This window comes from Actinoplanes sp. CA-252034 (genome assembly GCF_050956125.1).
Classification (GTDB): domain Bacteria; phylum Actinomycetota; class Actinomycetes; order Mycobacteriales; family Micromonosporaceae; genus Actinoplanes.
In genome coordinates, this window is the sequence record NZ_CP191846.1 from 7,114,426 (window position 1) to 7,136,496 (window position 22,071).

At 71.2% G+C, this 22,071-nt stretch carries 19 protein-coding genes and 2 pseudogenes; 8 read left to right on the forward strand and 13 right to left on the reverse strand.

Features of this window, described 5'->3' with window-relative positions; genetic code table 11:
• Nucleotides 1-187 precede the first annotated feature (187 nt).
• Nucleotides 188-817 carry an NAD-dependent epimerase/dehydratase family protein gene (locus tag ACQPZW_RS32395; RefSeq protein ID WP_433789812.1) on the reverse strand — a complete coding sequence of 210 codons (630 nt, stop codon included), beginning with the start codon at nt 815-817 and terminating at the stop codon, nt 188-190.
• A 219-nt stretch (nt 818-1,036) separates the two neighbouring features.
• The gene (locus ACQPZW_RS32400; protein ID WP_433789813.1) at nt 1,037-1,669 is read right to left on the reverse strand and encodes an EamA family transporter; all 633 of its coding nucleotides are present in this window, start codon (nt 1,667-1,669) and stop codon (nt 1,037-1,039) included.
• Nucleotides 1,670-2,245: 576 nt separating this feature from the next.
• On the opposite strand from ACQPZW_RS32400, the gene ACQPZW_RS32405 reads away from it, so the two are divergent.
• Complete coding sequence (locus ACQPZW_RS32405; protein WP_433789814.1) at nt 2,246-3,142, forward strand: LysR family transcriptional regulator; 897 nt, start codon at nt 2,246-2,248, stop codon at nt 3,140-3,142.
• Between the two features lie 87 nt (nt 3,143-3,229).
• Here the strand turns inward: ACQPZW_RS32405 and ACQPZW_RS32410 are convergent, their stop codons facing one another.
• A complete protein-coding gene (locus ACQPZW_RS32410) occupies nt 3,230-6,433 on the reverse strand; it encodes a BTAD domain-containing putative transcriptional regulator (RefSeq protein WP_433789815.1) in 3,204 nt (1,067 codons plus the stop codon).
• A complete protein-coding gene (locus tag ACQPZW_RS32415; protein ID WP_433789816.1) occupies nt 6,387-7,337 on the reverse strand; it encodes an LLM class flavin-dependent oxidoreductase in 951 nt (316 codons plus the stop codon). The genes ACQPZW_RS32410 and ACQPZW_RS32415 overlap by 47 nt, the downstream gene beginning before the upstream one ends.
• 97 nt (nt 7,338-7,434) lie before the next feature.
• Here ACQPZW_RS32415 and ACQPZW_RS32420 point away from each other — a divergent pair, with 97 nt between their 5' ends.
• The 3 genes from ACQPZW_RS32420 (at nt 7,435) to ACQPZW_RS32430 (ending at nt 9,434) form a co-directional block, all read left to right on the forward strand.
• On the forward strand, nt 7,435-8,286 hold the full coding sequence (locus ACQPZW_RS32420; RefSeq protein WP_433789817.1) for a helix-turn-helix transcriptional regulator: 852 nt from the start codon (nt 7,435-7,437) through the stop codon (nt 8,284-8,286).
• A gap of 399 nt (nt 8,287-8,685) precedes the next feature.
• Complete coding sequence (locus ACQPZW_RS32425) at nt 8,686-9,138, forward strand: carboxymuconolactone decarboxylase family protein (RefSeq protein ID WP_433789818.1); 453 nt, start codon at nt 8,686-8,688, stop codon at nt 9,136-9,138.
• Between the two features lie 5 nt (nt 9,139-9,143).
• Entirely contained in the window at nt 9,144-9,434 is a 291-nt protein-coding gene (locus ACQPZW_RS32430; RefSeq protein WP_433789819.1) for a hypothetical protein, read from the forward strand.
• 360 nt (nt 9,435-9,794) lie between these two features.
• Here ACQPZW_RS32430 and ACQPZW_RS32435 read toward each other — a convergent pair whose 3' ends face one another.
• Complete coding sequence (locus ACQPZW_RS32435) at nt 9,795-10,085, reverse strand: hypothetical protein (RefSeq protein WP_433789820.1); 291 nt, start codon at nt 10,083-10,085, stop codon at nt 9,795-9,797.
• 410 nt (nt 10,086-10,495) lie between these two features.
• On the opposite strand from ACQPZW_RS32435, the gene sigK reads away from it, so the two are divergent.
• The 3 genes from sigK (at nt 10,496) to ACQPZW_RS32450 (ending at nt 12,230) form a co-directional block, all read left to right on the forward strand.
• The gene (sigK, locus tag ACQPZW_RS32440) at nt 10,496-11,110 is read left to right on the forward strand and encodes an ECF RNA polymerase sigma factor SigK (protein WP_433789821.1); all 615 of its coding nucleotides are present in this window, start codon (nt 10,496-10,498) and stop codon (nt 11,108-11,110) included.
• Nucleotides 11,107-11,862, forward strand: coding sequence for an anti-sigma factor domain-containing protein (locus tag ACQPZW_RS32445; RefSeq protein ID WP_433789822.1), 756 nt, complete (start codon nt 11,107-11,109; stop codon nt 11,860-11,862). Before sigK ends, ACQPZW_RS32445 begins: the two co-directional genes overlap by 4 nt.
• A gap of 200 nt (nt 11,863-12,062) precedes the next feature.
• Nucleotides 12,063-12,230: a hypothetical protein gene (locus tag ACQPZW_RS32450; RefSeq protein ID WP_433789823.1), complete on the forward strand. Its 168-nt coding sequence runs from the start codon at nt 12,063-12,065 to the stop codon at nt 12,228-12,230.
• Between the two features lie 166 nt (nt 12,231-12,396).
• On the opposite strand, the gene ACQPZW_RS32455 is transcribed toward ACQPZW_RS32450, so the two are convergent.
• From ACQPZW_RS32455 to ACQPZW_RS32475, 5 genes and pseudogenes are all read right to left on the reverse strand, one after another.
• Nucleotides 12,397-12,546: a hypothetical protein gene (locus tag ACQPZW_RS32455; RefSeq protein ID WP_433797896.1), complete on the reverse strand. Its 150-nt coding sequence runs from the start codon at nt 12,544-12,546 to the stop codon at nt 12,397-12,399.
• 51 nt (nt 12,547-12,597) lie between these two features.
• Nucleotides 12,598-12,774: pseudogene (locus ACQPZW_RS32460) on the reverse strand (hypothetical protein); the annotation flags it as partial.
• Nucleotides 12,738-14,252 (reverse strand): annotated as a pseudogene (locus ACQPZW_RS32465) (galactose-binding domain-containing protein); the annotation flags it as partial. The pseudogenes ACQPZW_RS32465 and ACQPZW_RS32460, both read right to left, overlap by 37 nt.
• The gene (locus ACQPZW_RS32470; RefSeq protein ID WP_433797897.1) at nt 14,213-14,548 is read right to left on the reverse strand and encodes a hypothetical protein; all 336 of its coding nucleotides are present in this window, start codon (nt 14,546-14,548) and stop codon (nt 14,213-14,215) included. The gene ACQPZW_RS32470 and the pseudogene ACQPZW_RS32465, both read right to left, overlap by 40 nt.
• 71 nt (nt 14,549-14,619) lie before the next feature.
• On the reverse strand, nt 14,620-15,255 hold the full coding sequence (locus tag ACQPZW_RS32475) for a TetR/AcrR family transcriptional regulator (RefSeq protein WP_433789824.1): 636 nt from the start codon (nt 15,253-15,255) through the stop codon (nt 14,620-14,622).
• Nucleotides 15,256-15,461: 206 nt separating this feature from the next.
• Here ACQPZW_RS32475 and ACQPZW_RS32480 point away from each other — a divergent pair, with 206 nt between their 5' ends.
• Entirely contained in the window at nt 15,462-16,097 is a 636-nt protein-coding gene (locus ACQPZW_RS32480) for a DsbA family oxidoreductase (RefSeq protein ID WP_433789825.1), read from the forward strand.
• A 292-nt stretch (nt 16,098-16,389) separates the two neighbouring features.
• On the opposite strand, the gene ACQPZW_RS32485 is transcribed toward ACQPZW_RS32480, so the two are convergent.
• From ACQPZW_RS32485 to ACQPZW_RS32495, 3 genes are all read right to left on the reverse strand, one after another.
• Nucleotides 16,390-18,621: a putative bifunctional diguanylate cyclase/phosphodiesterase gene (locus ACQPZW_RS32485; RefSeq protein WP_433789826.1), complete on the reverse strand. Its 2,232-nt coding sequence runs from the start codon at nt 18,619-18,621 to the stop codon at nt 16,390-16,392.
• Between the two features lie 93 nt (nt 18,622-18,714).
• Complete coding sequence (locus ACQPZW_RS32490) at nt 18,715-20,979, reverse strand: M4 family metallopeptidase (RefSeq protein ID WP_433789827.1); 2,265 nt, start codon at nt 20,977-20,979, stop codon at nt 18,715-18,717.
• Nucleotides 20,980-21,245: 266 nt separating this feature from the next.
• Nucleotides 21,246-21,947, reverse strand: a complete 702-nt coding sequence (locus ACQPZW_RS32495) for a GNAT family N-acetyltransferase (RefSeq protein ID WP_433789828.1) — start codon at nt 21,945-21,947, stop codon at nt 21,246-21,248.
• Nucleotides 21,948-22,071 lie beyond the last annotated feature (124 nt).

Sequence of the window (22,071 nt, forward strand, 5' to 3'; positions counted from 1 at the left end):
CCGCGGCCGGGCGGCTGGTCAGCCTTGTGCCCGGGAGGAGGTGAGCGCGATCGACATGCGGTACATGGCTCTCCTCCTTTCTTGTCGAGGTCCTGGTCGGGCATTCCATCAGGCCGACGGCCCCGCGGCAACCGATTATCCGCCGCCGACCAGCCGGTGCGCCTTTACCCGCCGCCAACCAGGCGCCTTATCCGCCGCCGACCAGCCGGTGCGCCGCGCTGTCCGGATCCGGCTCGCCCACCTCCGCCGCCCAGTGCTCGGCGTCGTCGCACGGCCGGTAGCCGATCGCCCGGCCGCCCGCCGGTGACCACCAGCGGCGGGTGTTCGCCGAGACACCCCAGACCAGGTGCCAGCCCGTCGCGGTGAGGGATGCCTCGACCAGTCTCGCCATGTCGTCCGGCGACAGCCACACCGACAGGTCACACGGGTTCGACGGGCGCTCGGCGCATCTGCCTATCCGCAGACAGACGACGTGCAGGCCGAAACGGTCATGATGCAACCTGGCCAGCGACTCGATCGCGGCCTTGCTCCAGCCGTAGTAGGAGTCGGGACGTGGGGGCACGTCGTCCGGCAGCCCGCCGGGACCCGCCTCGTCCCGCGACCACAGGCCGGCGGCGTGATTGCTGGACGCGATGATCACCCTCGGTACGCCGGCCCGGTGCGCCGCCAGCAGGATGTGCTCGGTGCCGCGCACGTTGGCGGCCAGCACGTCCTCGAACGGCTGCTCGTCGGCTATGCCGCCCAGATGCAGGATCGCATCGGCGCCCTTCACGGCCCGCTCCACGGCTGCGCTGTCGGTCACGTCCAGCGCTGCCACGCCCCTCGGTGGGGCTCAGATCGGTCAGCCGAAGGGTGTGCCGCGCCAGCCGGTCCCGCAGCAGAGTGCCTACGCGGCCGGAGGCCCCGGTCATCAGAATCACCGCCATGTCCGAGGGATGCCCCGGTGCGCCCGAGATCAACGTTCTAGTGCGCCACACGGGGATCAGTCCCCTTGCCCTGACCCCTCGGTCGACGCCCTGTCCGTCCTTGGCCGGCCTCAGCGTGCGCCGGCGCGCTCCGCGCCGATGCCGGCCGTGACGACCAGGGCGATGCCGGCCAGGGCCGCCCAACCGGGCGCCTGGTGCAGCAGGACGAAGCCGACCGCCACGGCGATCGCCGGTTCCAGGCTCATCAGGGTGCCGAAGGCGGCCGTCGTCAGCCGGCGTAGGGCCAGGAGCTCCAGGACGAACGGCACCACCGGCAACAGCACCGCCAGGAACAGGCCGGCCAGCACGATCTGCGGCGTCAGGAGCGTGATCGTCGACGGGGCCGCGACGAGGGTGGCGACCACCCCCGCCACCGGCATGGAGATCGCCAGGCCCCGGATCCCGGAAACCTCGTCGCCGACGTGCTGGGTGAGCAGGATGTAGGCGGCCCAGCAGGCGGCCGCGCCCAGCGCGTACCCGACGCCGAGCAGGTCCACGTCACCCCGCCACGGCGACGTCAGCAGCAGGACACCGACTCCGGCCAGCAGCGGCCAGAGCAGACGACGGCCCCGGAAGACCGCCACACCGAGCGGGCCGAGGAACTCCAACGCGCTGGCGGTGCCCAGCGGCAGCCGCGCCACCGCCAGCATGAACAACAGCGTCACCCCGGCGGTGACCACACCCAGCGCGATCGCCGCCCTCAACCCGGAACGGCTGATCGGACCCCTATCGACACGACCCTCTGCCGAGGCTCCGGCGGCCTGGCGGGTAGCCCCCTGGTCAGCTCCGGCCCGGCCAGCTTCAGTCTGGCCAGCTCCAGTCTGGCCAACGCCGGCCCGGCCAGCTCCAGTCTGGCCGACTCCGACCCGGCCAGCTTCGGACCCGCCGACTCCGGCCAGGCAATCTGCGGCGCGGTCCGCTGCTGGCCGGCGCGTGGCGATTCGGCCGGGTGCGGTCCGGTGGGAGGCGATCCAACGGGCGGCGGCCCGGACCCGTCCGGTCACGGCGGGGTGGGCCAGGATCAGCAGGATCAGGCCCGCCCATGCCAGCCTCAGCCAGGCGACGCCGAGCGCCCCGATCACCCCGGCCAGACCGACCGAGGCGGCAAGCCCCAGCTGCACACAACTCATCGAGGCGACGGTGAGTGCGGCTCCGGTACGGGCGGCGGTTCGTGGTGGCGTGGCGAGGACGGTCATGCCTGGAAGTAGAAGGCCTCCCCATCGTTCATGTCCACGTGACGATGCTGTACACACCGTTCGTGTTCACTTGACAATGAAGAGATGGACGTACGCCGCCTGGAGACTCTCCTCATGCTGTCCCGGCTCGGGTCGATGCGAGCGGTGGCCGACGAGATGTACACCACCACCTCGACGGTCTCGCAGCAGATCGCCGCGCTCAGCCGGGAAGCCGGAACCCCGCTGACCGAGCCGGAGGGCCGCCGCGTTCGGTTGACCCCGGCCGGACGACGGCTCGCCGAGCACGCGGTCACGATCCTGGCCGCACTGGAAGCCGCGAAACTGGATCTGGACCCCACCGCAGAACCCGCCGGCACGCTGCGTGTCGCCGGTTTCGGCACGGCCATCCGCCGATCGCTGATGCCGATCGCGGCCGGGTTGGCCGTCGATCATCCGAAGGTACGGATACGCATCCTCGAGCACGAACCCACCGAGGCCCTGGCCCTGCTCGCCTCGGACGACGTCGATCTGGCCCTGACCTACGACTTCAACCTGTCACCCGCTCCTCTGGACCGCTCGGTCGCCTCCCACCCACTGTGGTCGGTGCCGTGGTCCCTCGGTGTGCCGGCCGCCGACTTGCCACTGGACGCTCCCGCACCGGAGATCTTCGACCGGTACCGGGATGCCGAATGGATAGTCAACTCCCGAGGCTCAGCAGACGAAGAGGTGGTACGCACGATCGCCCGCATGGCCGGCTTCGACCCACTGATCACGCACCGTGCCGACAGCCTGCTCCTCCTACAGGACCTGGTGGTCGCCGGCCTGGGCGTCGGTCTGCTCCCGGCCGACCAGCCCACTCGTCCCGGGGTTGGCCTCCTTCCCCTCCGGGACCCAGGGCCGGTACTACGCACCTATGCCGTCGTGCGCGCCGGCCGGACCGGATGGCCGCCCTTGGCCCTGCTCCTGAACCTCCTCGAAACCACCTCCCCGCCCTCCTCCTGACCGCTGCATCCTGCCCGGCCGCACCACCGGATCAGGCCTCGAGCGGGCCACAGCTCATTACACGTGGTGGGCCATCGCGGTAAGCCGTCACACGTTCCAGGGAAGCAACGACTCGGGGCCGGCGTCGTGAATGCCCGGGTCGATGCCGGTGACGTATCGGGCGTCGAACGGCCACCCTCGTCGGCCGGCGTCGCGTTCGAGCAGGAAGCGCACGAAGTGTGGGACGTCGCCGGCCACCCGGTAGGAGTAGTCGTCGCCCTCCGCCGCGTCGATGAAATAGACCGCCCCGGACTCCGCATCGACGACATAGACGTTGCCGCAGCCGTCTCCCGCGATGGGAATCCAGCCCCGCTGCGACCAGCCACCGAACTGGTCGAGCCGCTCCAGGGCGTCGCCTGTCCCGAAGACGCCACCGGGGCCGATCGCCGCCCCGTTGCAGACCCGCAGCCACGACACATACGACGATGGCAGCGGCATCGGAAACCGTCCGCCGATCTGCGCGATCTCGTCCTCGGTGGCGCCACGCACCGGCTCATGGTCCTCCGGTGACCGCGTCGCCCGGGCGACCAACTCCAGTAGCCGGGCATCGTCGGCCTCGGGCACACCCAGCTCGCGGTAGAGCCGCTCCGCCGCCGCAGCCTCGTCGGCAGCCGGTCGCCACTCCGCACCGCCGAGGTGTGCACGGGCCAGTCCGTACCGGGCCCGCGCCTGTTCCGGCCGGTTGCCCGCCTCGCCCGCCAGGATGCCGGCCGTCTCGTGCGCGGCGATGGCCCGCGCCGGGTCACCGGTGGCCAGGGCCGCCTCGCCCAGCCCGTTGTGCGCGGCCGCCTCGTCGCTCCGGTTACCGATAGCACGGTAGAGGTCACCGGCCTGCCGGTGCCGGGCCAGCGCCTCCCCCGCGCACCCCTGGTGTCGCAGCAGCAGCCCGAGTTGGTTGAGCACCCGCGCCTCTCCCAGTGGGTCAGCGTCCTTGCGGTGCAGGGCGAGCGCCAGGTCGAGATGCCTGCGGGCCTCGTCATGCCGGCCGAGCTGGTCGAGGATCATGCCGAGGTCGCCGAGCGCGGCCCCCTCCCTGGACCGGTCACCGGCGACCCGGGCCAGGTCGAGCGCCTCCCTCAGGCAGCGCTCCGCCTGCTCGGTCTCGCGGTGGCGCCAGGCCACGTCGCCGAGCGTGTGCATGGCCAGCGAACGGGGGAACTCGTCGGAGGCGACGTCGAGCGCCTCCCGTGCGAAGACCTGCGCCTGCTCGTAGTCACCGCGCCGCCAGTGCGTCCACGCCAGGTCGGCGAGCGCGCGGCTCTCCACGGCCGCGTCACCGTTGGCACGGCTGCGGGTGAGGGCAACCGTGTGCAGGGTGACGGCGTCATCGTGATGGGCTTGCCGGTCCAGATACGGCCGAAGCGCGTGGGCGAGGTGACCGACGCAGACACGTGGACCGTGGACGACCGTGGCGATGATGTTGCCCCGCTCGGCGTCGAGCCAGCTGATCGCCTCGTCCGGCCCGGCCACCGACGCGATCGGGGTGAGCACCGGTGGCAGGCCGGGCCGGTCGCCGATGTTGCCCGGGTAGAGCTGCCGGACCGCCGACCGGGAGCGGTGCAGGTAGTGCACGAGCAACCGCATCAGCGCCTCGTCCTCGCCGGCGAGGGTGCGGGCGTGCTCGCGGAGCAGGTCGTGCATGGTGTAACGCCCCGGCTCTCGCTGCACGAGCATGTGCGCGTCGAGCAGACTCTCCAGCAGATCCTCAGCTGCGCTGACGGGTAGGTCCGCGAGAGCGGCGGCGGCGTGCGGCTCGATGTCACGACCGGGGGCGACACCGAGGAGGCGGAACATCCGCTGCTCCGGCTCGGCCAGCTGCTCATACGAGACGGTGAACGCGGCCGTGACGCTGCGCTCCGCGGTCGCCAGGTCGCACGGCCGGAGACGGCCGGCCAGGTAGGCGACCGTCCACCGGGGACGGTGTTGCAGGCGGGCGGCGGCGATCCTGATGGCGAGCGGCAGGTGCCCGCACAGGTCAAGCACCTCACGCACGGCGCCGGGCTCGGCGACGGCCCGCTCGCCCACGATGCTCCGGAAGAGGGCGACGGCGTCGTCGGCGGGCAGCACGTCCATGGAGAGTGCCCGGGCGCCGTCGATGTCGACGAGCCGTCGCCGACTGGTGATCAGCATGAGGCTGTCGGAGGCGGCGGGGAGCAGGGGCCGCACATGAACGCCGTCAGCGGCATTGTCGATCACCACAAGGACCCGGCGCCGGCCCGTCTCGGCCCGCCACAATGCGCTGCGCTCCTGTGCGCTCCGCGGTATGTCGGTGATCCCCAGCTGCCGCAACAGGATCTCCAACGCTGCGGATGCGGGGATCGGGTCCTGGCCCGCGGTGTTCGCCCGCAGGTCGAGGAAGAGCTGCCCGTCCGGGAAACTCCCGGCCAGCCGATGCGCGGCTCTGATCGCGAAGGTGGTCTTCCCGACCCCCGCCATGCCGTCGATGGTGACGACATTGTGCGGGAAGCCTGGCCGGATCGTGTCCAGCTCGGCCGCACGGCCGGCGAAGTCGGGCAGGTCGTAGGGCAAGAATCCGGATCTGGTGCTGGGCGGGTCACCGGCGAGGACCGTCCTCTCCAGATCCAGGAAGGCGGAGCCGGGGTCGAGGCCCTGTTGCTCGGCGAGAGCCGTCCGGTAGGCGCGGGCCGCGGTCAGGGCGTCAGCCTGGCGCCCCGACCGGTGCAGGGCCAGCACGAACTGACCGGCGAGCCGCTCCCGCAGCGGGTTGACGGCGACGTGGACGGCGAGCTCGTCGACGATCTCGGCGTGGCGGCCGGCATCCAGCCGCGACTCCATGAGCCGCTCGACGGCGGTGAGGCGCCGGTCGTCGAGCAGTGCGCGGGCGGCGGGCGCATAGGCGGCGTTGACGTCGGCGAGCGCCTCACCACGCCAGAGATCGAGGGCTTCCCGGAACTGTCCGGCCGACGCCAGATCGTCGAACTCGCTCACGTCGACCCGGCCGCGCTCGGGAACCGCGACGTACCCACCCGGTCGCGTCTGCAACACGTCGCCGGCGCCCGCCGAGCGCAGCGCCCGGCGTAGGGCGGTCACCGCCGCATGGATCTGTGAGCGGGCCGTCTCCGGCTGGTCGTAGCCCCACATGGCGTCGATCAGCCGCTCCATGCTGATCACCCGACCGGCATGCAACAGGAGGTAGGCCAGAACCGCCCGGTGCCGTGGCGCGATGCCCGTGACCGGCGCGCCGTCAGACATGATCTGCACCGGGCCCAGGAGCCGGAATGTCGGGGCCACGCCGCGAATCTACCGCCTCCCGGACCGCCGGGACGATCTCCGCGGCCCAACGGGACACCGACGTCGGATCCGGTGTCCCGCCGGGCGGAGAGAACAACAGGAATCCGGAAGCGCCGTGCTCCAGGACCGCCGAGGTGAGCTCCTCGATCCACTGGCCGGCGGAACCACCGACCCAGCGGCCGTCGCGGTCTCGCGGCGACGGCAGAGGAAGATCGGTGATCCGGCCGGGAAGGTTGAAGACCGTCCGGATCTGCTGCGGATCACGGCCCACGGCGGCCGCCGCATCATCGATGACCGGCCGCGAGGTGCGATAGCGGCTGCTGAGCCAGTCAGCGGCGTGACCGGGGATCCACCCGTCGGCGACCCGGCCCGTCGCGGCCAGTGAGCGGGGGCCGACCGATCCGGTCCAGACCGGAGGCGCGGCGACCGGAGCCGGCTCGATGCCGTCGACCCGGTAGTGGCGGCCGTGGTGGGTCACCGGCGGGCCACCCCCGGAGAGCTTGCGCACCAGGAAGATCGCCTCCTCGAAGGCGTCCACCGCCTCGCCCGGTGACAGCCGTGGCACGCCCATGTCGCTGATCAGGTCCCACCGGCCGCCGGCGCCCATGCCGAGGATCACCCGGCCACCCGACACGGCCGACAGCGACGTCACGGTGCGGGCCAGCACGGCGGCGGGCCGGGTGGGCAGGTTGGTGACGTTGGCGAAGCCGGCCAGCCGCCGGGTGGCCCCGAGCACGAACGCGATCGTCGCGTACGCCTCCAGGCGGCAGGCCAGGTAGGGATGGTCGGACAGGGAGAAGACGTCGAGGCCGTCGCGGTCGGCCTGCTGAGCCATCCGGAGCAGCTCCGGCCCCTCGTCGATGTCGGTGTGCGCTCCGAAGCCGAAGACGATTCCCTCGTTCATGCCTCGAGACTGCACCGGCCGGAGGCCATTGTGGAGGCCCTGCTGAGGGTGGTACCAGGAGGGACACCTTGAGGGCCTGCAGCGTTGTTACGGTCGGATGGTGGACGACAACGAACTCGGACTGTTCCTGCGGAAGCGCCGGGAGGCGATCACTCCGGACGAGGTCGGGCTGCCCGCCGGCCCACGCCGGCGTGCCCCAGGTCTGAGACGTTCCGAGGTGGCCGCGCTCGCCCGGGTCAGCGTGGAGTATCTGACCCGGCTCGAGCAGGGCCGCGACCGTCGGCCGTCACCGCAGGTCCTGTCGGCGCTCGCCGGGGCCTTGCGGCTGTCCGCCGGAGAGCGCGCCCACCTGCTGCGGCTGACGAAGGCGTCCGATCCGGCCTACAACTGCCTCGGTGGCGACAGCCGCCCGGCGCGCACGGTGCGCCCGACGGTCCGGGCGGTGCTCGATCGGCTCGATCCCGCGCCGGCGGTGCTGCTCAACCGGCTCGGTGACATCCTGGCCCGCACCGCCGCCTACGAGCGGCTGATGGGACCGATCGGCCTGCTCGACGGGGCCCGGCCCAACCTCGCACGGTTCGTTCTCACCGACGAGCGGGCGCGGGTGGCCTATCCCGACTGGGAGCGGGTCGCCGACGAAGAGGTGGCGGCGCTGAAGCAGGGGCCGTTCCGGGCCGATCCGCACATCGCCGCGCTGGCCGACGAGCTCACCGTCACTGCCGGGGAAGCCTTCACCCGGCGGGTCGAGACGGTCCCCGGGCTGCCGGGCGCCAGCGGTGTGCTCCGGTTGATCCACCCGACGGTGGGCCACCTGCGGCTGGCCTACGAGGTCATGGATCTTGCCGCCGACGATGATCAGCGGCTGATCGTTCTTCTGCCCGCCGATATCGAGACGACGACCGCGCTCGACCGGCTCGTGGTCCCACCGCTGCATCTCCTGGCCGGCTGACCGCGGTTCCGGCCAACCAACCGGGGCTCCGGCCCACCGAACCATGGCTCCGGCCCACCGACCGCGGCTCCGGCCGGGCTCGCCGCTGCTCCGGCCGGCTGCCTGCGGCCCCTCTCGACCGACTGCATCTCCCGGCCGGCCAGCCGGCCGGGAGATGCGGCACCCCCAGGCGGGACCGGTATTAAGGGCCTCGCCTGGGCGAAAGGCCGGGGCGCAGCCTCTACGAGCCGTGCAAGACGAGGCATGCAGAAGAGGGAGCCGGATGGCGGGATACGGCCGGAGACCGGCTGGCGATGTGTGTGCGCGAGACGGCCCATCGCGGACGCATCGTCGATGTATCAACCGGGTCGGACAACCTCGGGTGCAAGGCAAACGGCACGCACTCAAGGAGTGAGAACGATGCAGGCACGGATGAAGAACGCGGCAGTCCTCGTCCCCGCGGCGATGCAGCCGATCCAGGGGCTGATCAAGGCGGCGCACTCGCAGGGCGTTCCGCAAGAGGTGCTGGATCTGGTGCATCTGAGGGTGAGCCAGATCAATGGGTGCAGCTTCTGCGTCGACGGCGGGCTCAAGAGCCTGCGCAAGCTCGGGGTGAGCGACGAGCGGATCGGGTTGGTGGCGGCCTGGCGGGAGACGCCGTATTACACCGAGGAGGAGCGGGCCGCGCTGGCTCTGGCCGAGTCGGTCACCCGGCTCGCCGATCGGGTCGACGCCGTTCCGGACGACGTGTGGGATGCGGCCGCGGACCACTTCAGCGAGGAGCAGTTGGCCGCACTGCTGCTGTGGATCGCGGTGACGAACCTGTTCAACCGCCTCAACGCCCCGATCCGCCAGATCGCCGGGGCCTGGTGATCGCGATGACGGCGGTTCGTGCGCACACCTACGCTGTCGATCCGGCCGACCTGGAGGAGTTCCTGGCCCGGCGGGCGTCGCTGATCGGCACGGTTCGCGGGAGTCATCCGGGGCTCACGGCGGCCGTGCTGGTGCGGTTGGAGGACGACACCTACACCGACACCTGGCATTGGGAGAGCGAGGCCCAGTTGCGGGCGGCGCTGGCGGCGATCGCGACCTTCCCGGAAGCGCCGCTGACGATGGCCCTCACCCGGGACGCGTCGACACGAAACGGTCTGATCATCGACCAGCGTTGAGGCGACGACGATGAAAGGACGACGATGAGAGGCGGCAGCACCCAGCGGAGCCGACGCCCACCGTAGGCAGCGCCAGCAGAGGCAACGCCCAGCAGAGGCAACACCCAGCCAGTGACGACGCCCAGCGGACGCGCGCCCAGCCAGAAGCAACACCTAGCGGAGGCGCGCCCGGCCGGGGCCTGCCCGACCCGGCGCTGGAGCCGACCTCAGCCGCCGATGGATCCGCCAATCCCGTTGCAGGGCCGCACGGCTTGGTGGGAGGTCGCAGGGCTTGACGGCCCGGCGCGAGGGTGCACGGCCCGGCGCGAGGAGGTGAGGGGCGGCCCGGCGCGAGGAGGTGAGGGGGCGGCCCGGCCGGTGTCAGAATTCGTCGACGCGGGCGCGCTGGTCGAAGCAGGTGGTGTCGATGGCCAGTTTGATCAGCTCACGCGCGGTGGCGTGATCGGTGGCTTCGGCGTCGAGGGTTCCGAGTGTGCGGGTGGTGTCCACGATCTCGTCGGTGGAACGGCCATCGGCCAGACCGGCGCAAGCGTTGTCGGCGATCGCCTGGATCTCCGCATCCGCCCGGCCCGCGGCGATGTCGGCGAGTTGGGCCCGCACCACCCGTACGAACGCGCCGGCCGATGACGAGCCGGCCGATGACGAAGGCACGCCCGCCGGCGAGCCGGCGGCGGAGGACGAAGACGGCCCGGAAGGAGGAAGAGTGGTTAGGACGACCGGCGACGAGGAGGGCGAGGGTGCTGACTCCGCGCAACCGGCCACCGACAACAGGGCCGCCACCACAGCCACCACCGGCCACATCTTCATCATCGCCCCATTCCGGAAGTTCGAGCTCTCATCTGAAAGCTGAAGATCTCAGCAGCGTAGAAGACGCGAGGCCATGACCGGACCGACCGGTTCAGTGACATGCGCGGCCCGCGCGTGGTAGCCAGATGACAGAATTCGCGAGTCGTTCAGCAAGCGAGTCGTTCAGCAAGCGAGTCGTTCAGGAAGGGACACCCATCCGCGGCCGGGGCGGCTCCGAATCCCCACCCGGACGAGTCGATGCGGGATGGAGAACGATGGCAGAGCGTGGCGTCGGGGATCGACCGGAGTACCTGACTCCGGTGCCGGACCCGGAGACGGTGCCGGATGCCGGGCTGTTGCTGGCGTCGGTGGCACGCGGTGACGAGAAGGCGTTCGGCAAGCTGTACGACCTGGTTGCGCCACGTGTCTACGGCCTGGTCAGGCGAGTTCTGCGGGATCCGGCGCAGGCCGAGGAGGTGGCGCAGGAGGTCCTGGTCGAGGTGTGGCGGACGGCGGCCCGCTGGGATCCGGACCGGGGTTCGGCGACCGCGTGGATCTTCACGATCACGCATCGGCGGGCGGTGGACCGGGTGCGGTCGGAGCAAGCGGCCGGTGATCGGGTCGCCCGGGTGGGCGCTGCTTCGGTGGACACTCCATACGACGAGGTCGCCGACGAGGTGGCGATGCGCCTGGAACGCCAGCAGGTACGGCACTGCCTGGAGGCGCTGACCGAGGTGCAGCGGCAGGCGGTGACGCTGGCGTTCTACCAGGGCCACACGTATCCGCAGGTCTCCGAGCTGCTGAGGGTGCCGTTACCGACGGTCAAAAGCAGAATGAGGGACGGCCTGATCAGGCTCCGCGACTGCCTGACACCGGAGGTGGCGGCATGAGCGCACCCGACGAGAAGAACGACGTCCACTCCCTGATCGGCGCCTATGTGCTGGACGCACTCGACGACCTCGAGCGGGCCGCGTTCGACCGTCATCTGCGCGACTGCGAGGTGTGCCGGCTCGAGGCGGACGAGTTGTTCGAGGTGACGGCCCAGCTGGCGGACGGCGCCTGGTCGGTTCCACCGCCCGGGCTCCGCGACGACGTGCTCGCCGAGATCACCAACACCCGCCAGTTGCCGCCGGCGATTCCACCACGGCCACGTCAGCAGGACCGGTCGCGACGCGGACTGCGTCTGGTCGCCGCGGCCGCCGCGGTGGTCGCCGCGCTCGGGGCGGGCACGGCCGTCTATCAGGTTCAGGATCAGCGGGTACGCGACGCGCAGTCCCGCCTCGAGGCCGCGCGGGCGAGCGAGGCCCGGGTCCGGTCGATCCTCAGCGCCCCGGACGTGCAGACGCGCACCGAACGGCTGAAAAGTGGTGGGCAGGTGACGGTGTCGAGTTCCCGTCTGCAGAATGCGGGTGTCATCATGCTCGCGGCAGACAGCGCCCCGGCCGCGGGCCGCGTCTATCAGATGTGGACCATTCAATCCGGTGCCCCGGCTTCGGCGGGTGCACTCCGCGAGGGCCAGTCGGCGGCCGTGCAGGTCGTCGAGGGCCTGCCCGCCATGTCGAATGTGGGCGTCACCATCGAGCGCGCGCCCGAGTCCGCGACCCCGACTGCCCCGCTCGACGCTTTGGTGGATCTGGTCTGACATCGGGCCCGGCCACGGCTCCCCCGGCTCCGAACCCCTCGACGACGAGAGGGGGCTCAGAGATGGCCGGGAAGCTGGGTGGCCGCTATCGGCTGCCCCAGGCGATCGGGTCCGGCGGGACGGGCCGGGTCTGGCGGGATTGGCCGGGTCTAGGCGGATTGGCCAGGTCTGGCGGGCCGACGGTCCTGGCGGGGAGCGTGATGGCCGTGGCGATCACCGGCGGCGCGGCTCTCGCCGCGGCCACCACGCAGCCCTCACCCCGGCGGGTGAAGCCGGGCCCCGCCTCACCGGGAGCGATGACGGCCGACGCGTGCGGGCACGCCGCCGAGCCCGAGGCCCGCGTGCCGACCGCTGCGGCCCGCGCATGAGCCCGCACGGCAGCCGGTTCGACCACCGCACGAGCCCGACCGGCACACGAGCCCGCGCCACAGCCGGTTCGGCTGCCTTGCGAGCCCGGCCCGCGCATGAGCCCGCGCAATGAGCCCGCGCATGAGCCCGTGCGGCAGCCGGTTCGGCCGCCGCGCGGGCCTCTGCTCACTGGTAGACGCGTACGTAGTCGACGAGCATCTGGCTGGGGAACGGGGTGGTGGCGTCGATCGGGCCGGGGAAGTCGCCGCCGACGGCCAGGTTGAGGATCAGGTAGAACTTGTGGTCGTAGATCCACGGGCCGCGGGTGTTCTCCACGGTCTCCTTGGCGGCGTCGAAGACGAGCCGGCCGTCGAGGAAGAAGCGGATCCCCTTGCTGTCCCACTCGGCCGCCCAGACGTGGTAGTCCTGGGACAGGTCGACGGTGGCGTACTTCTGGCCGTACCCCCGGCTCCGTTGTAGGCCGGAGCGTGCAGCGTCGAGTAGGCCTCGCTGGTGTTGCGTCCGAGGACCTCCATGATGTCGATCTCCCCGTTGTACGGCCACGGCCGCCCCTGCAGGAAGTCGTCACCCATCAGCCAGAACGCCGGCCACAGCCCGTTGCCCTTCGGGACCTTGACGCGGGCCTCGATCCGGCCGTATTGGACGCTGAACTTGTTGCTCGTGTTCATCCGGTGCGAGGTGTACTGCCGGCCCTGGTAGTCCTGCCGGCGCGCCTCGATGACGAGCGAGCCCGAGCCGTTCATCGACGCGTTCTCGCTGTTGGGGGTGTAGTACTGGACCTCGCCGTTCTGCGGGACGCCCGGGTCGTACGTCCACTTGGCGGTGTCGGGTTTGCTGCCGGCCGCCCCGTTGAACTCGTCGGAGAAGACCAAGCGGGTGGCGGGGAAGGTGGGGTCGGCGGGTCGTGCGGGCGGGCTGGTCGGGTTGCCACCGGTGCCGTAGATGCTGAACTCCCAGAGCGAGTAGCCGTAGGTGCTGCTGCGGGCGGTGCCGTACATCCGCACGTACCGGCCGGTGCCGGTGGCGTTGACGACGTCTTTCAGCCCGTCACCGGTGGTGGTGCTGTAGAAGGTGGTCCAGTTGACGTTGTCCGGCGACACCTGCAGTTGGTAGGCGCGGGCGTAGGCCGGGTCCCACTGGAGCACGACCTGGCTGATCTGGGCGGTGGCGCCCAGGTCGACGGAGATCCAGCCCGGGTCGACCCAGCCGTTGGTCGAGCTGGTCGCCCACCGGCTGGCCGGGTCGTTGTCGAACGCCCTGTCGGGGCTGCACGGGTTGCAGTTGACGTCGTTCTGCCAGGTGGAGGCCAGGGCCGGCTTGCCGTAGGAGAGCAGCCGCGTCGTTCCGGTGGGCGGCGTGTCACCGTCGCCGGAGTAGACCTGGAACTCCCAGAACGAGTATCCGTACGCGTCCAGCGCCCGCTGTGTCAGGTTGATCCGCACGTAACGGGCGGTTCCGGAAACGGCGATGCTCTGCTGGCCGCCGGTGCCGGTCGTCGTCGCGTACGCCTGGGTCCAGGTGCTGTTGTTCGTCGACAACTGGATGGTGAACCCGCGGGCGTAGGCGGCCTCCCAGTTGATCGCGATCCGGCTGACCGAGGTCGCGGCGCCGAGGTCGACCTGGAACCACTGGGCCGCCGACCAGGTGCTGGCCCAGCGGGTGCCGTTGTTGCCGTCGACGGCTTCGGCCGCGAGGTAGGCGCCGGCCGACTCGGTGGACGACGCGGTGGCCGCCTTGCCTTGCGAGACGAGCACCTCGGCGGCCGACGCGGGTCCGCTGGTCACCGCGACGAAGCCGGCCATCAGACCGGCGAGACCGAAGGCAAGGGCGATTCTTCTGGTACGGCCGGAGCGCGGCCGTTTTCGGGCAGGAGTGATCATGGGGCGGGACTCCTCGGGGTGTGACGAAGCGATTTCCAGCCGGGGAACAACCTGTGAAACCGCTCTCTTGACCGCCACCGTGGCAGCCTCGTAGAGGGGTGTCAATGCCTCCCGAAACCGGTTCCGGCACCGGTTCCACATTGGCGCTGCTCAGAGGCGATCGACGGCCGAAGTTCCGGAACCTCACACACCCCGGCGCACCTCCGCGCGGGCCGAAAATAAGCCGCATTTGTCTGCTTTGCCCATTGGAAGCGCTTCATTGCGACGCCAATCCCGGCGCCCCGTCGCCGCGCGAACGTCAACGGCGCGGCAAACGTCAACGGCGCGGCCAACGTCAACGGCGCGGCAAACGTCAACGGCGCGGCAAACGTCAACGGCGCGGCGAACGTCAACGGCGCGGCAAACGTCAACGAGATCGGGAAATGCAGGACCGGCATCGGAGGACGCGGGACCGGCGACGGCGCCGCAGATATCGACGAGGTCGGAGAACACAGGGCCTGCGCGGGCGTCAACCGGCGGTGCTGGACGTGCCCTCGACGAGCAGGCGGTTGATCTGCGCCGGAGTCATCGGGTCCACCGGAAGCGGAGTGGCCGCTGGCGCACGCAGACCGTCCAGCATGAAAGCGACCGCCCGCCGCCAGGCGTCGGAGCCGGCGGTGGCCGCGGCCCGGGCCAGGGGCGCGTGGGAGGCGAGGAAGAACAGCAGGTCGGAAGCGGTGAAGTCATCCCTCAGGGAGCCGTCGTGGCGGGCCCGGTCGATGATCGACTCGGCGGCGGCGAACGAGTTGTCGCAGACGGCCATGAGGCGGCTCGCGTCCGGGAAACGGCGGGTCAGCACGTCGCCGAGGGCCGGGTCGGTCGCCTGCAACTCGCAGACCTCGGTCACGTAGCCGGCGAAGCCCAGCCAGGGATCGGGGCAGGCCAGCGCGGTGCGGGCGGCGTCGCCGAGGCGGGTGGCGGCCAGGTCGGCGATCACCTCGTCGATCAGCGCCTCGCGGGAGCCGAACAGGTTGTAGAGCGTCCCGTGGCTCACCCCGGCGTGGCGGGCGATCTCCTTGAGCGACACCTGCAGCCCGCGCTCCTGGAAGAGGTCCGCCGCGGCGGCGCGCAGTCTGGCGGCGTTGCGCTGTGCGTCCGCTCGCATGCCCCTCCATAACTTGACCCGGCGGTCAACATGTCTGCTACCGTTGCGAGCACAAGTTGACCTTAGGGTCAGGATAGCGGAGGAGCGGACGTGCCGGAGACCCCAGCCGAGCAGATCGACGAGGAGATCCCCGCCGAGGAGCTGCCGCAACTGATCATCCTCGAAGGCGCCGAGGACGCGCCCGTCTGCGAGAACGGAGTGTGCCTGTGAGCATCAGCATCGACGTCTGGTCCGACGTGGTCTGCCCGTGGTGCTACATCGGCAAGCGGCGCCTGGAGACGGCGCTCGGCCGGTTCGATCACGACGTCACCGTCACCTGGCACAGCTTCCAGCTCGACCCGACGATCCCGGCGGGCACCCGGGAGCCGGTCCACGAGATGCTGGCCAAGAAGATCGGGGCGCCCGCCTCCCAGGTGCGGGCGATGACCCACCAGGTCACACAGCTCGCCGAGGCCGAGGGCCTGTCCTACGACCTGGGCCACGCGATCTCGGTCAACACCCGTGACGCTCACCGGGTCGCCCACCTGGCCGGCCGGCACGGCCTCGGCACCGAGATGCACGAGGCGTTGCTCAAGGCGCACCTGTCCGACGCCGCGGTGGTCGACGACCCCGACACGCTGGTACGCCTCGCGACCGCCGTCGGCGTCCCGGCGGACGAGGCGGCCGACGTGGTCGCCGGGACGGAGTACGGCGCCGAGGTCGACGCCGACATTCGCAGGGCCCGGCAGCTGGGCATCAGTGGCGTGCCGTTCTTCCTGATCAATCAGAAGTACGGGATCTCCGGCGCCCAGCCGGCCGACGCGTTCCTCAACGCCCTGCAGAAGGTCCACGCCGAAGCCTGACCACCGGCACGCGGGGGCAAACGGCGTCCCGACCGGCGACCCAGCGACCCGACCAGCGACCCAGCGACCCGGCGGCCCGACCAGCGACCCAGCGACCCGGCGGCCCGACCAGCGACCCAGCGACCCGGCGGCCCGACCAGCGACCCAGCGACCCGGCGACCTGGCGGCCTGGCGGCCCGACCGGCGAACCGGGCCGCCGAGGAGGTCGTCTGCGGCTGACAGGGGGCGGTCCCATCCCGCCGCCGACGGGCCATGGGACCGGATAAGCCGGCCGAATCGGACACGGGGCCGGTCAGGCGCCTTGCACGACCCGGCCGGCCGCCAGACGGGTCTGGGCGGCGGGCAACGGCTTGCCGTACAACCACCCCTGGGCGTAGTCGCAGCCGTTGGCCCGGAGCCAGTCGCGCTGGACGGTGGTCTCGACGCCTTCGGCCACGACCCGGTGGCCCAGCGCGTGCGACATGGCGAGCACGGCCCGCACGATCGACTCGTCGGGCCCGCCGTCGCCGACGCCGGTGACGAACGCCCGGTCGATCTTGACGATGGTCACCGGCAGGCGCTGCAGGTAGCTCAGCGACGAGAAGCCGGTGCCGAAGTCGTCGATGCAGAGGGTGATGCCCAGGTTCCGCAGTTCGTGCAGGGTGTGCAGGCAGGCGTCCGGGTCGTCCATGAAACCGGACTCGGTGACCTCGAGCCACAGCGCCTCCGGCGGGAGGCCGGTGCGGATCAGGATCTCCGCGACCCGCTCGGCCAGGCCCGGTTCGCGCAGCTGGCGTACGGCCAGGTTGACCGACACGTGCACGGGAGTCGTCTCGCGCCATTCCCTGGTTCGGGTGGCCGCCTCCTCCAGCAGCCAGGCTCCGGCCTCGACGATGAGGCCGGAGTCCTCGGCGATCGGGATGAACTCGACCGGCGACACCGGCCCGAGCTCGGGGTGGGTCCAGCGCATCAGGGCCTCGAACCCGTCGACCTCCTCGGTCGCCAGGTGCACGAGCGGCTGGTAGTGCACGTCGAGCTGGCCGCGGTGGAGGGCGCCGCGCAGCGCCCGTTCGAGAGTGACCCGTCGCTGCAGCCGTTCGCGCAGTTGCGGGTCGAAGACGGCGTAGCGGTTGCGGCCGGACTCCTTGGCCCGGTACATCGCCGTGTCGGCGTCACGTAGCAGCTCGACGGCGCCGGTGCCGGCGCCGGCGGTCGCGATGCCGATGGATGCGGTGACGTCGACCGGCCCGACGGACAGCGGCAGCGGGTCTTCCAGGGCCTCGAGCAGACGATCGGCCAGGCGCTGAGGCGCGGGATCGCCGGTGGGCGATGTCATCGCGACCGCGAACTCGTCGCCGCCGGTGCGGCAGACCAGGTCGTCGGCGCGGACGGTGGCGGCGACACGGGCGGCGGCGGCGCGCAGCATCTCGTCGCCGACTTCGTGGCCCCAGTGGTCGTTGACCAGCTTGAACCGGTCGAGGTCGAGGAGCAGCACGCTGACCTGGGTGTCCGGCGCGGTCCAGCGGGACACGGTGGCGGCGAGGCGTTCGCGGTTGGGCAGGCCGGTCAGGGAGTCGTGCTCGGCGCGCCAGCGGGCCTCCTGTTCGGCGCGCGCCCGGGAGTTGTTGGCCCGGATGACGCGGGCGACCACGACGCCGATCAGAGCCAGGGCGAGCGCTGCCCGTACCAGCGAGAAGGCCTGACCTCGCGGCGGCGCGACCACGCCGAGGACGGTCGGCACGCACAGCGTCGCCGTGATCAGGGTGATGCGTCCGCGACGCAGCTCGTGGGAGCGGGCCAGCACCCGTTCGGTGAGAACGGGCACGGTGGGATGCAGCACGCAGGCGGCGTTGGCGAAGTCGGCGGCCAGCACGAGGGCGCCCATGGTCTTGAGCGGGATGCCGTCGGGGCCCTGGACGAACCAGCCGCGGTTGGCCAGGACGATGTTGGCCGCCAGCAGGGCCATGCCGCTGGTGACGAAGAACCACATGGCGGGGGCGCGGGTCCGGCCGAGCAACAGCACCGGCAGGGCGATGGTCACCAGTAGGGCCGGGGCCAGGGGCAGGGCCGCCGCGACCAGGTTCTGCCATCGGGGGTCGCCGACGGCGATCCACGGTTCGATCCACAGCGACCAGACCAGCAGGGCGGCGCCGACGCCGATGAGGGCAGCGTCCACCCGTGCCGGGTCGTCGGCGGTGGCGCGGGTGCGCCGTACCAGGTCGGCGACGCTGGCCGTGAGCAGCAGGTAGATGGGGAGCAGCGCGAGGTCCGGGAGCATGGCGAGGACGGTGCCGCCGGGGGCGAGCACCCGCGTCGTCTCGCCGGCCAGCGAGATCACCATCGCGGCCAGGGTGAGGAGCCACGGGCGGCGGTGGCCGGGGGGAACGTTGTGACCGATGCCGACGGCGGCCGCTATCACGCAGACGAGGACGCCGGCCAGGTAGCCGTAGGTGGCGCCGGGCGCGTCGGCGACGCCGACGAACACGGCGGCCGGCATGCCCACGCCCAGCAGCGCCCAGGAGGAGACGGCCCACCGGTCTCTCACCCTTGTCTGTTCGGCGTGCCGGCACGGCGGCTTAGCGCCGCACTCCGCGGCCACCGCCGGAACGGTGACCGCGGAGCGGGTGTCACTGCGGGGTCAAAGGGTCAGGGTCCAGCTGTTGATGTAGCCGGTGTCAGCCGAGGCGGCGTCCTGGACCCGCAGGTTCCAGGTGCCGTTGGCCGCTTCGGTGGACACGTTCGTCGTGTAGGTGGTGTCGATGTTGTCGGCGCTGCCACCGCTGCGGTTGCGCAGGTTGTAGACGCTGCCGTCCGGGGCGACCAGGGAGACGACCAGGTCACCGACGTACGTGTGGACGATGTGGATCTCGACCTTGCTCGTCGACGAGGCGTTGCGGGCGCAGCCGCTGATCGCGATCGGCGAGTTGACGGTGGCGTTGTCGGAGATGGTCACGTCGGTGGCGTTGGTGCCGGAGCAGGTGCCGCCGGCGCCGTTGACGGTCAACGAGAACGTGGTGGTCTTGGTGGCCGCGGAGCCGGTGCCGGTGATGGTGATGGCGTAGGTTCCGGGGGCGGCCGCGGTGGTGGTGGCCAGGGTCAGCGTGGAGCTGGCGCCGGCGGTGACCGACGACGGGCTGAAGCCGGCGGTGACCCCGGACGGCAGGCCGGAGGCGGTCAGGGCGACCGTCTGGGCGCTCCCGCTGGTGACGGCGGTGGCGATGGTGGCGGTGGCCGACGAGCCGGGGTTGACCGCGGCGCTGGCGGGGCTGGCGGTCAGCGAGAAGTCGTTACCGGTGGAGCAGGTGGCGTCGCTGCCGGCGACGTTGACCGCGGTCCAGGCGGCCTGGACGGTCTTGTACTCGGTGGAGCAGGAGCCGTACAGGTCGGTGGCGGCACGCAGGGTGTAGGCGCGGGCGGTGTTGGCCAGGTTCGAGGCCAGGTAGTAGCGGGTGTTCGACGTGAAGTAGGTGTCGAGCGCCCGGAACCAGATCTTCTCGGCCTTGGCGCGGCCGATGCCGGTGACGGCCGGAGCCGAGCCACAGACCGGGGAGGTGCCGTAGGCGGTGGCGCCGGTGCCCTCGGCGAGGTTGAAGAAGAAGTGGTTGCCCGGGCCGGACGAGTAGTGGACGTCGATGCTGTTGGTGTTGGTGGCCCAGCAGCCGTGCGACGAGCCGTCCAGGGTCGGGTTGTACATGTAGCGCAGCGGCGTGTTGTTGCCGTTGATGTTGATCTTCTCGCCGACCTGGTAGTCACCCGGGTCCGAGGTGGTGTTGGCGTAGAACTCGACCATGTTGCCGAAGATGTCGCTGGTGGCCTCGTTGAGACCGCCGGACTCGCCGGAGTAGGTGAGGCCGCCGGAGACGACCGCCTCGGTCACGCCGTGCGACATCTCGTGGCCGGCCACGTCGAGGGAGACCAGCGGCTTGGTGTTGCCGGAGCCGTCACCGTAGGTCATCTGGGCGCCGTCCCAGAACGCGTTGACGTACGCGTTGCCGTAGTGCACCCGGGACGGGACGCCCGCGCCGGTGCCGAAGATGCCGTTGCGGCCGTGCACGTTCTTGAAGTAGTCGAACGTCTTGGCCGCACCGAAGTGGGCGTCGACGCCGGCCGACTGGCGGTTGGAGGTGGCGCCGGTGCCCCAGGTGTTGTCGGCGTCGGTGAAGGTGGTGCAGGTGCTGGTGCCGTTGTTCATGTCGCAGGTGCGGCCGTTGCCGCGCAGCGGGTCGATCAGGCTGTAGGTGGAGCCGGAGAGGGTGGTGTCGACGGTGACGGCGCCCGAGTAGACGCTGTTGCCGGTGCCGGCGACCGTCTCGATCTCGTCGAACTCGCCGATGTACGCGCCGGTCTGCGCGTCGCTGATGACGTGCAGCCGCGACGGGGTCTGCTTGTCCGGGGCCCAGCCGCTGACGACGGTCTCCCAGGCGAGGCGGGCGCTGCCGTCGCTCGCGTCGACGAAGAGCTCCGGCGTGCCGGTGGCGGTGCGGGAGCCCTCGAAGTTGGCCTCGGCGGTCTTTGCGGCCTTGGCGGCGCTGACCTTCGGGGTGACGCTGAGGGCGAGCGGGGCGTCCAGACCGACCGATGTGCCGTCGTACGCGCCACCCGGCTTGCTGTGCACGACGAAGTCACCGCCGTAGACGCGCAGGCCGTGGTAGAGCCGGTCGTAGCGGACGTGCGAGGCGCCGTTGGCGTCCACGCTGGCGCGGTACACCTTGTAGGTCTCGCCGTCGGCGGCCTCGATGTCGGCGGGGCGGGTGGCGATGTGGCTCTCCGCCCGGGCGGCCGCCTGTGCCTCGGAGGGCGGCGCGACGGGGGACGGCGGTGCGGCTGCGGTGCTCGTGGCGGTGGCCACGAGGGCGCTGCCGACCAGCAGGGTGGCGCTGGTCAGCGCAAAGGCTCTCTTCACTCGGTTCCTCCCCGAACCTATTCACACATGACTATGTGTGGCGTTCAGTATGGGGATCCTTAAACGACAGACGTATATATCTCTACGGTCATACCGTGGACATACGTCCAGCGTGACGACACACGGACGGACGGTTTCGCGGCATCAGCGACTTGAGCCCTTCCGCCATCACCCGGCCCGGACGGGGACAGTCCTGCGCGATCCGCTCGCTGGACCGTCGACGGGCGCCTCGGCGGGTTCGCCGAGGCGCCGCTGCGACCGGATCGTCAGGGGTTGCGGTCCGGGCTGGTCAGGACGGTGAACTGGCGGGTGCGGCGCAGCTCGAAACCCATCGACAGGTAGAGCCGGATGGCATTGACGTTGCTCGCGGCGGCGTGCATGAATGGGATCTCGCCCCGCTCGCGGATGTTGTGCGCGACCGCTCGGACCAGCGTCGACGCCAGGCCCTGACCGCGGAATTCCGGATCGGTGCAGACCGCGCTGATCTCCGTCCAGCCCGGCGGGTGCAGGCGCTCACCGGCCATCGCCACGAGCCTCCCGGCCCGGCGGACGCCGAGGTAGGTGCCGAGGCGATAGGTCTCCACCTCGAACGGGCCCGGTTTGGTACGCGCCACGAGCTCCAGCATCTCCGGGACGTCGGCGGCACCGAGGACCACGAGCCCGGCGGAGGGCTCGGAGCGCAGCGCAGCGGTCGAGACGAGCTGGACACCCTCGCCGCGCACCTCGACGGTCCAGCCGTCCGGCGGGGTGCCGATATCGGCGGAGAGGAAAGCCTGCCCCCGCCGGCCGACGAGGGCGTGCAGGTCGGCCCAGGCCCGCTCGTCCGCCTCCGGTGGAATCGCCATGATCGGCGAGATCTCGGGGCGGTAGCGCAGGGCCCGGCCGTCACCCTGCGCGAAGTGGGCGTGCGGGCCGGTCAGGGAGGCCCAGGCGGCCTGGTCGAGGATGTGCACTCCGGTTTCGATCACAGCGGCTCCCAAAGTCCACAAAAACTATAGGAGCAATATGCATTACGGACGGCCCGCGGAGCAAGGATGCCGATCATCACACGTCCGGCCCGGCCACCGTGGGGCGACCGGGCCGGACGTGTGG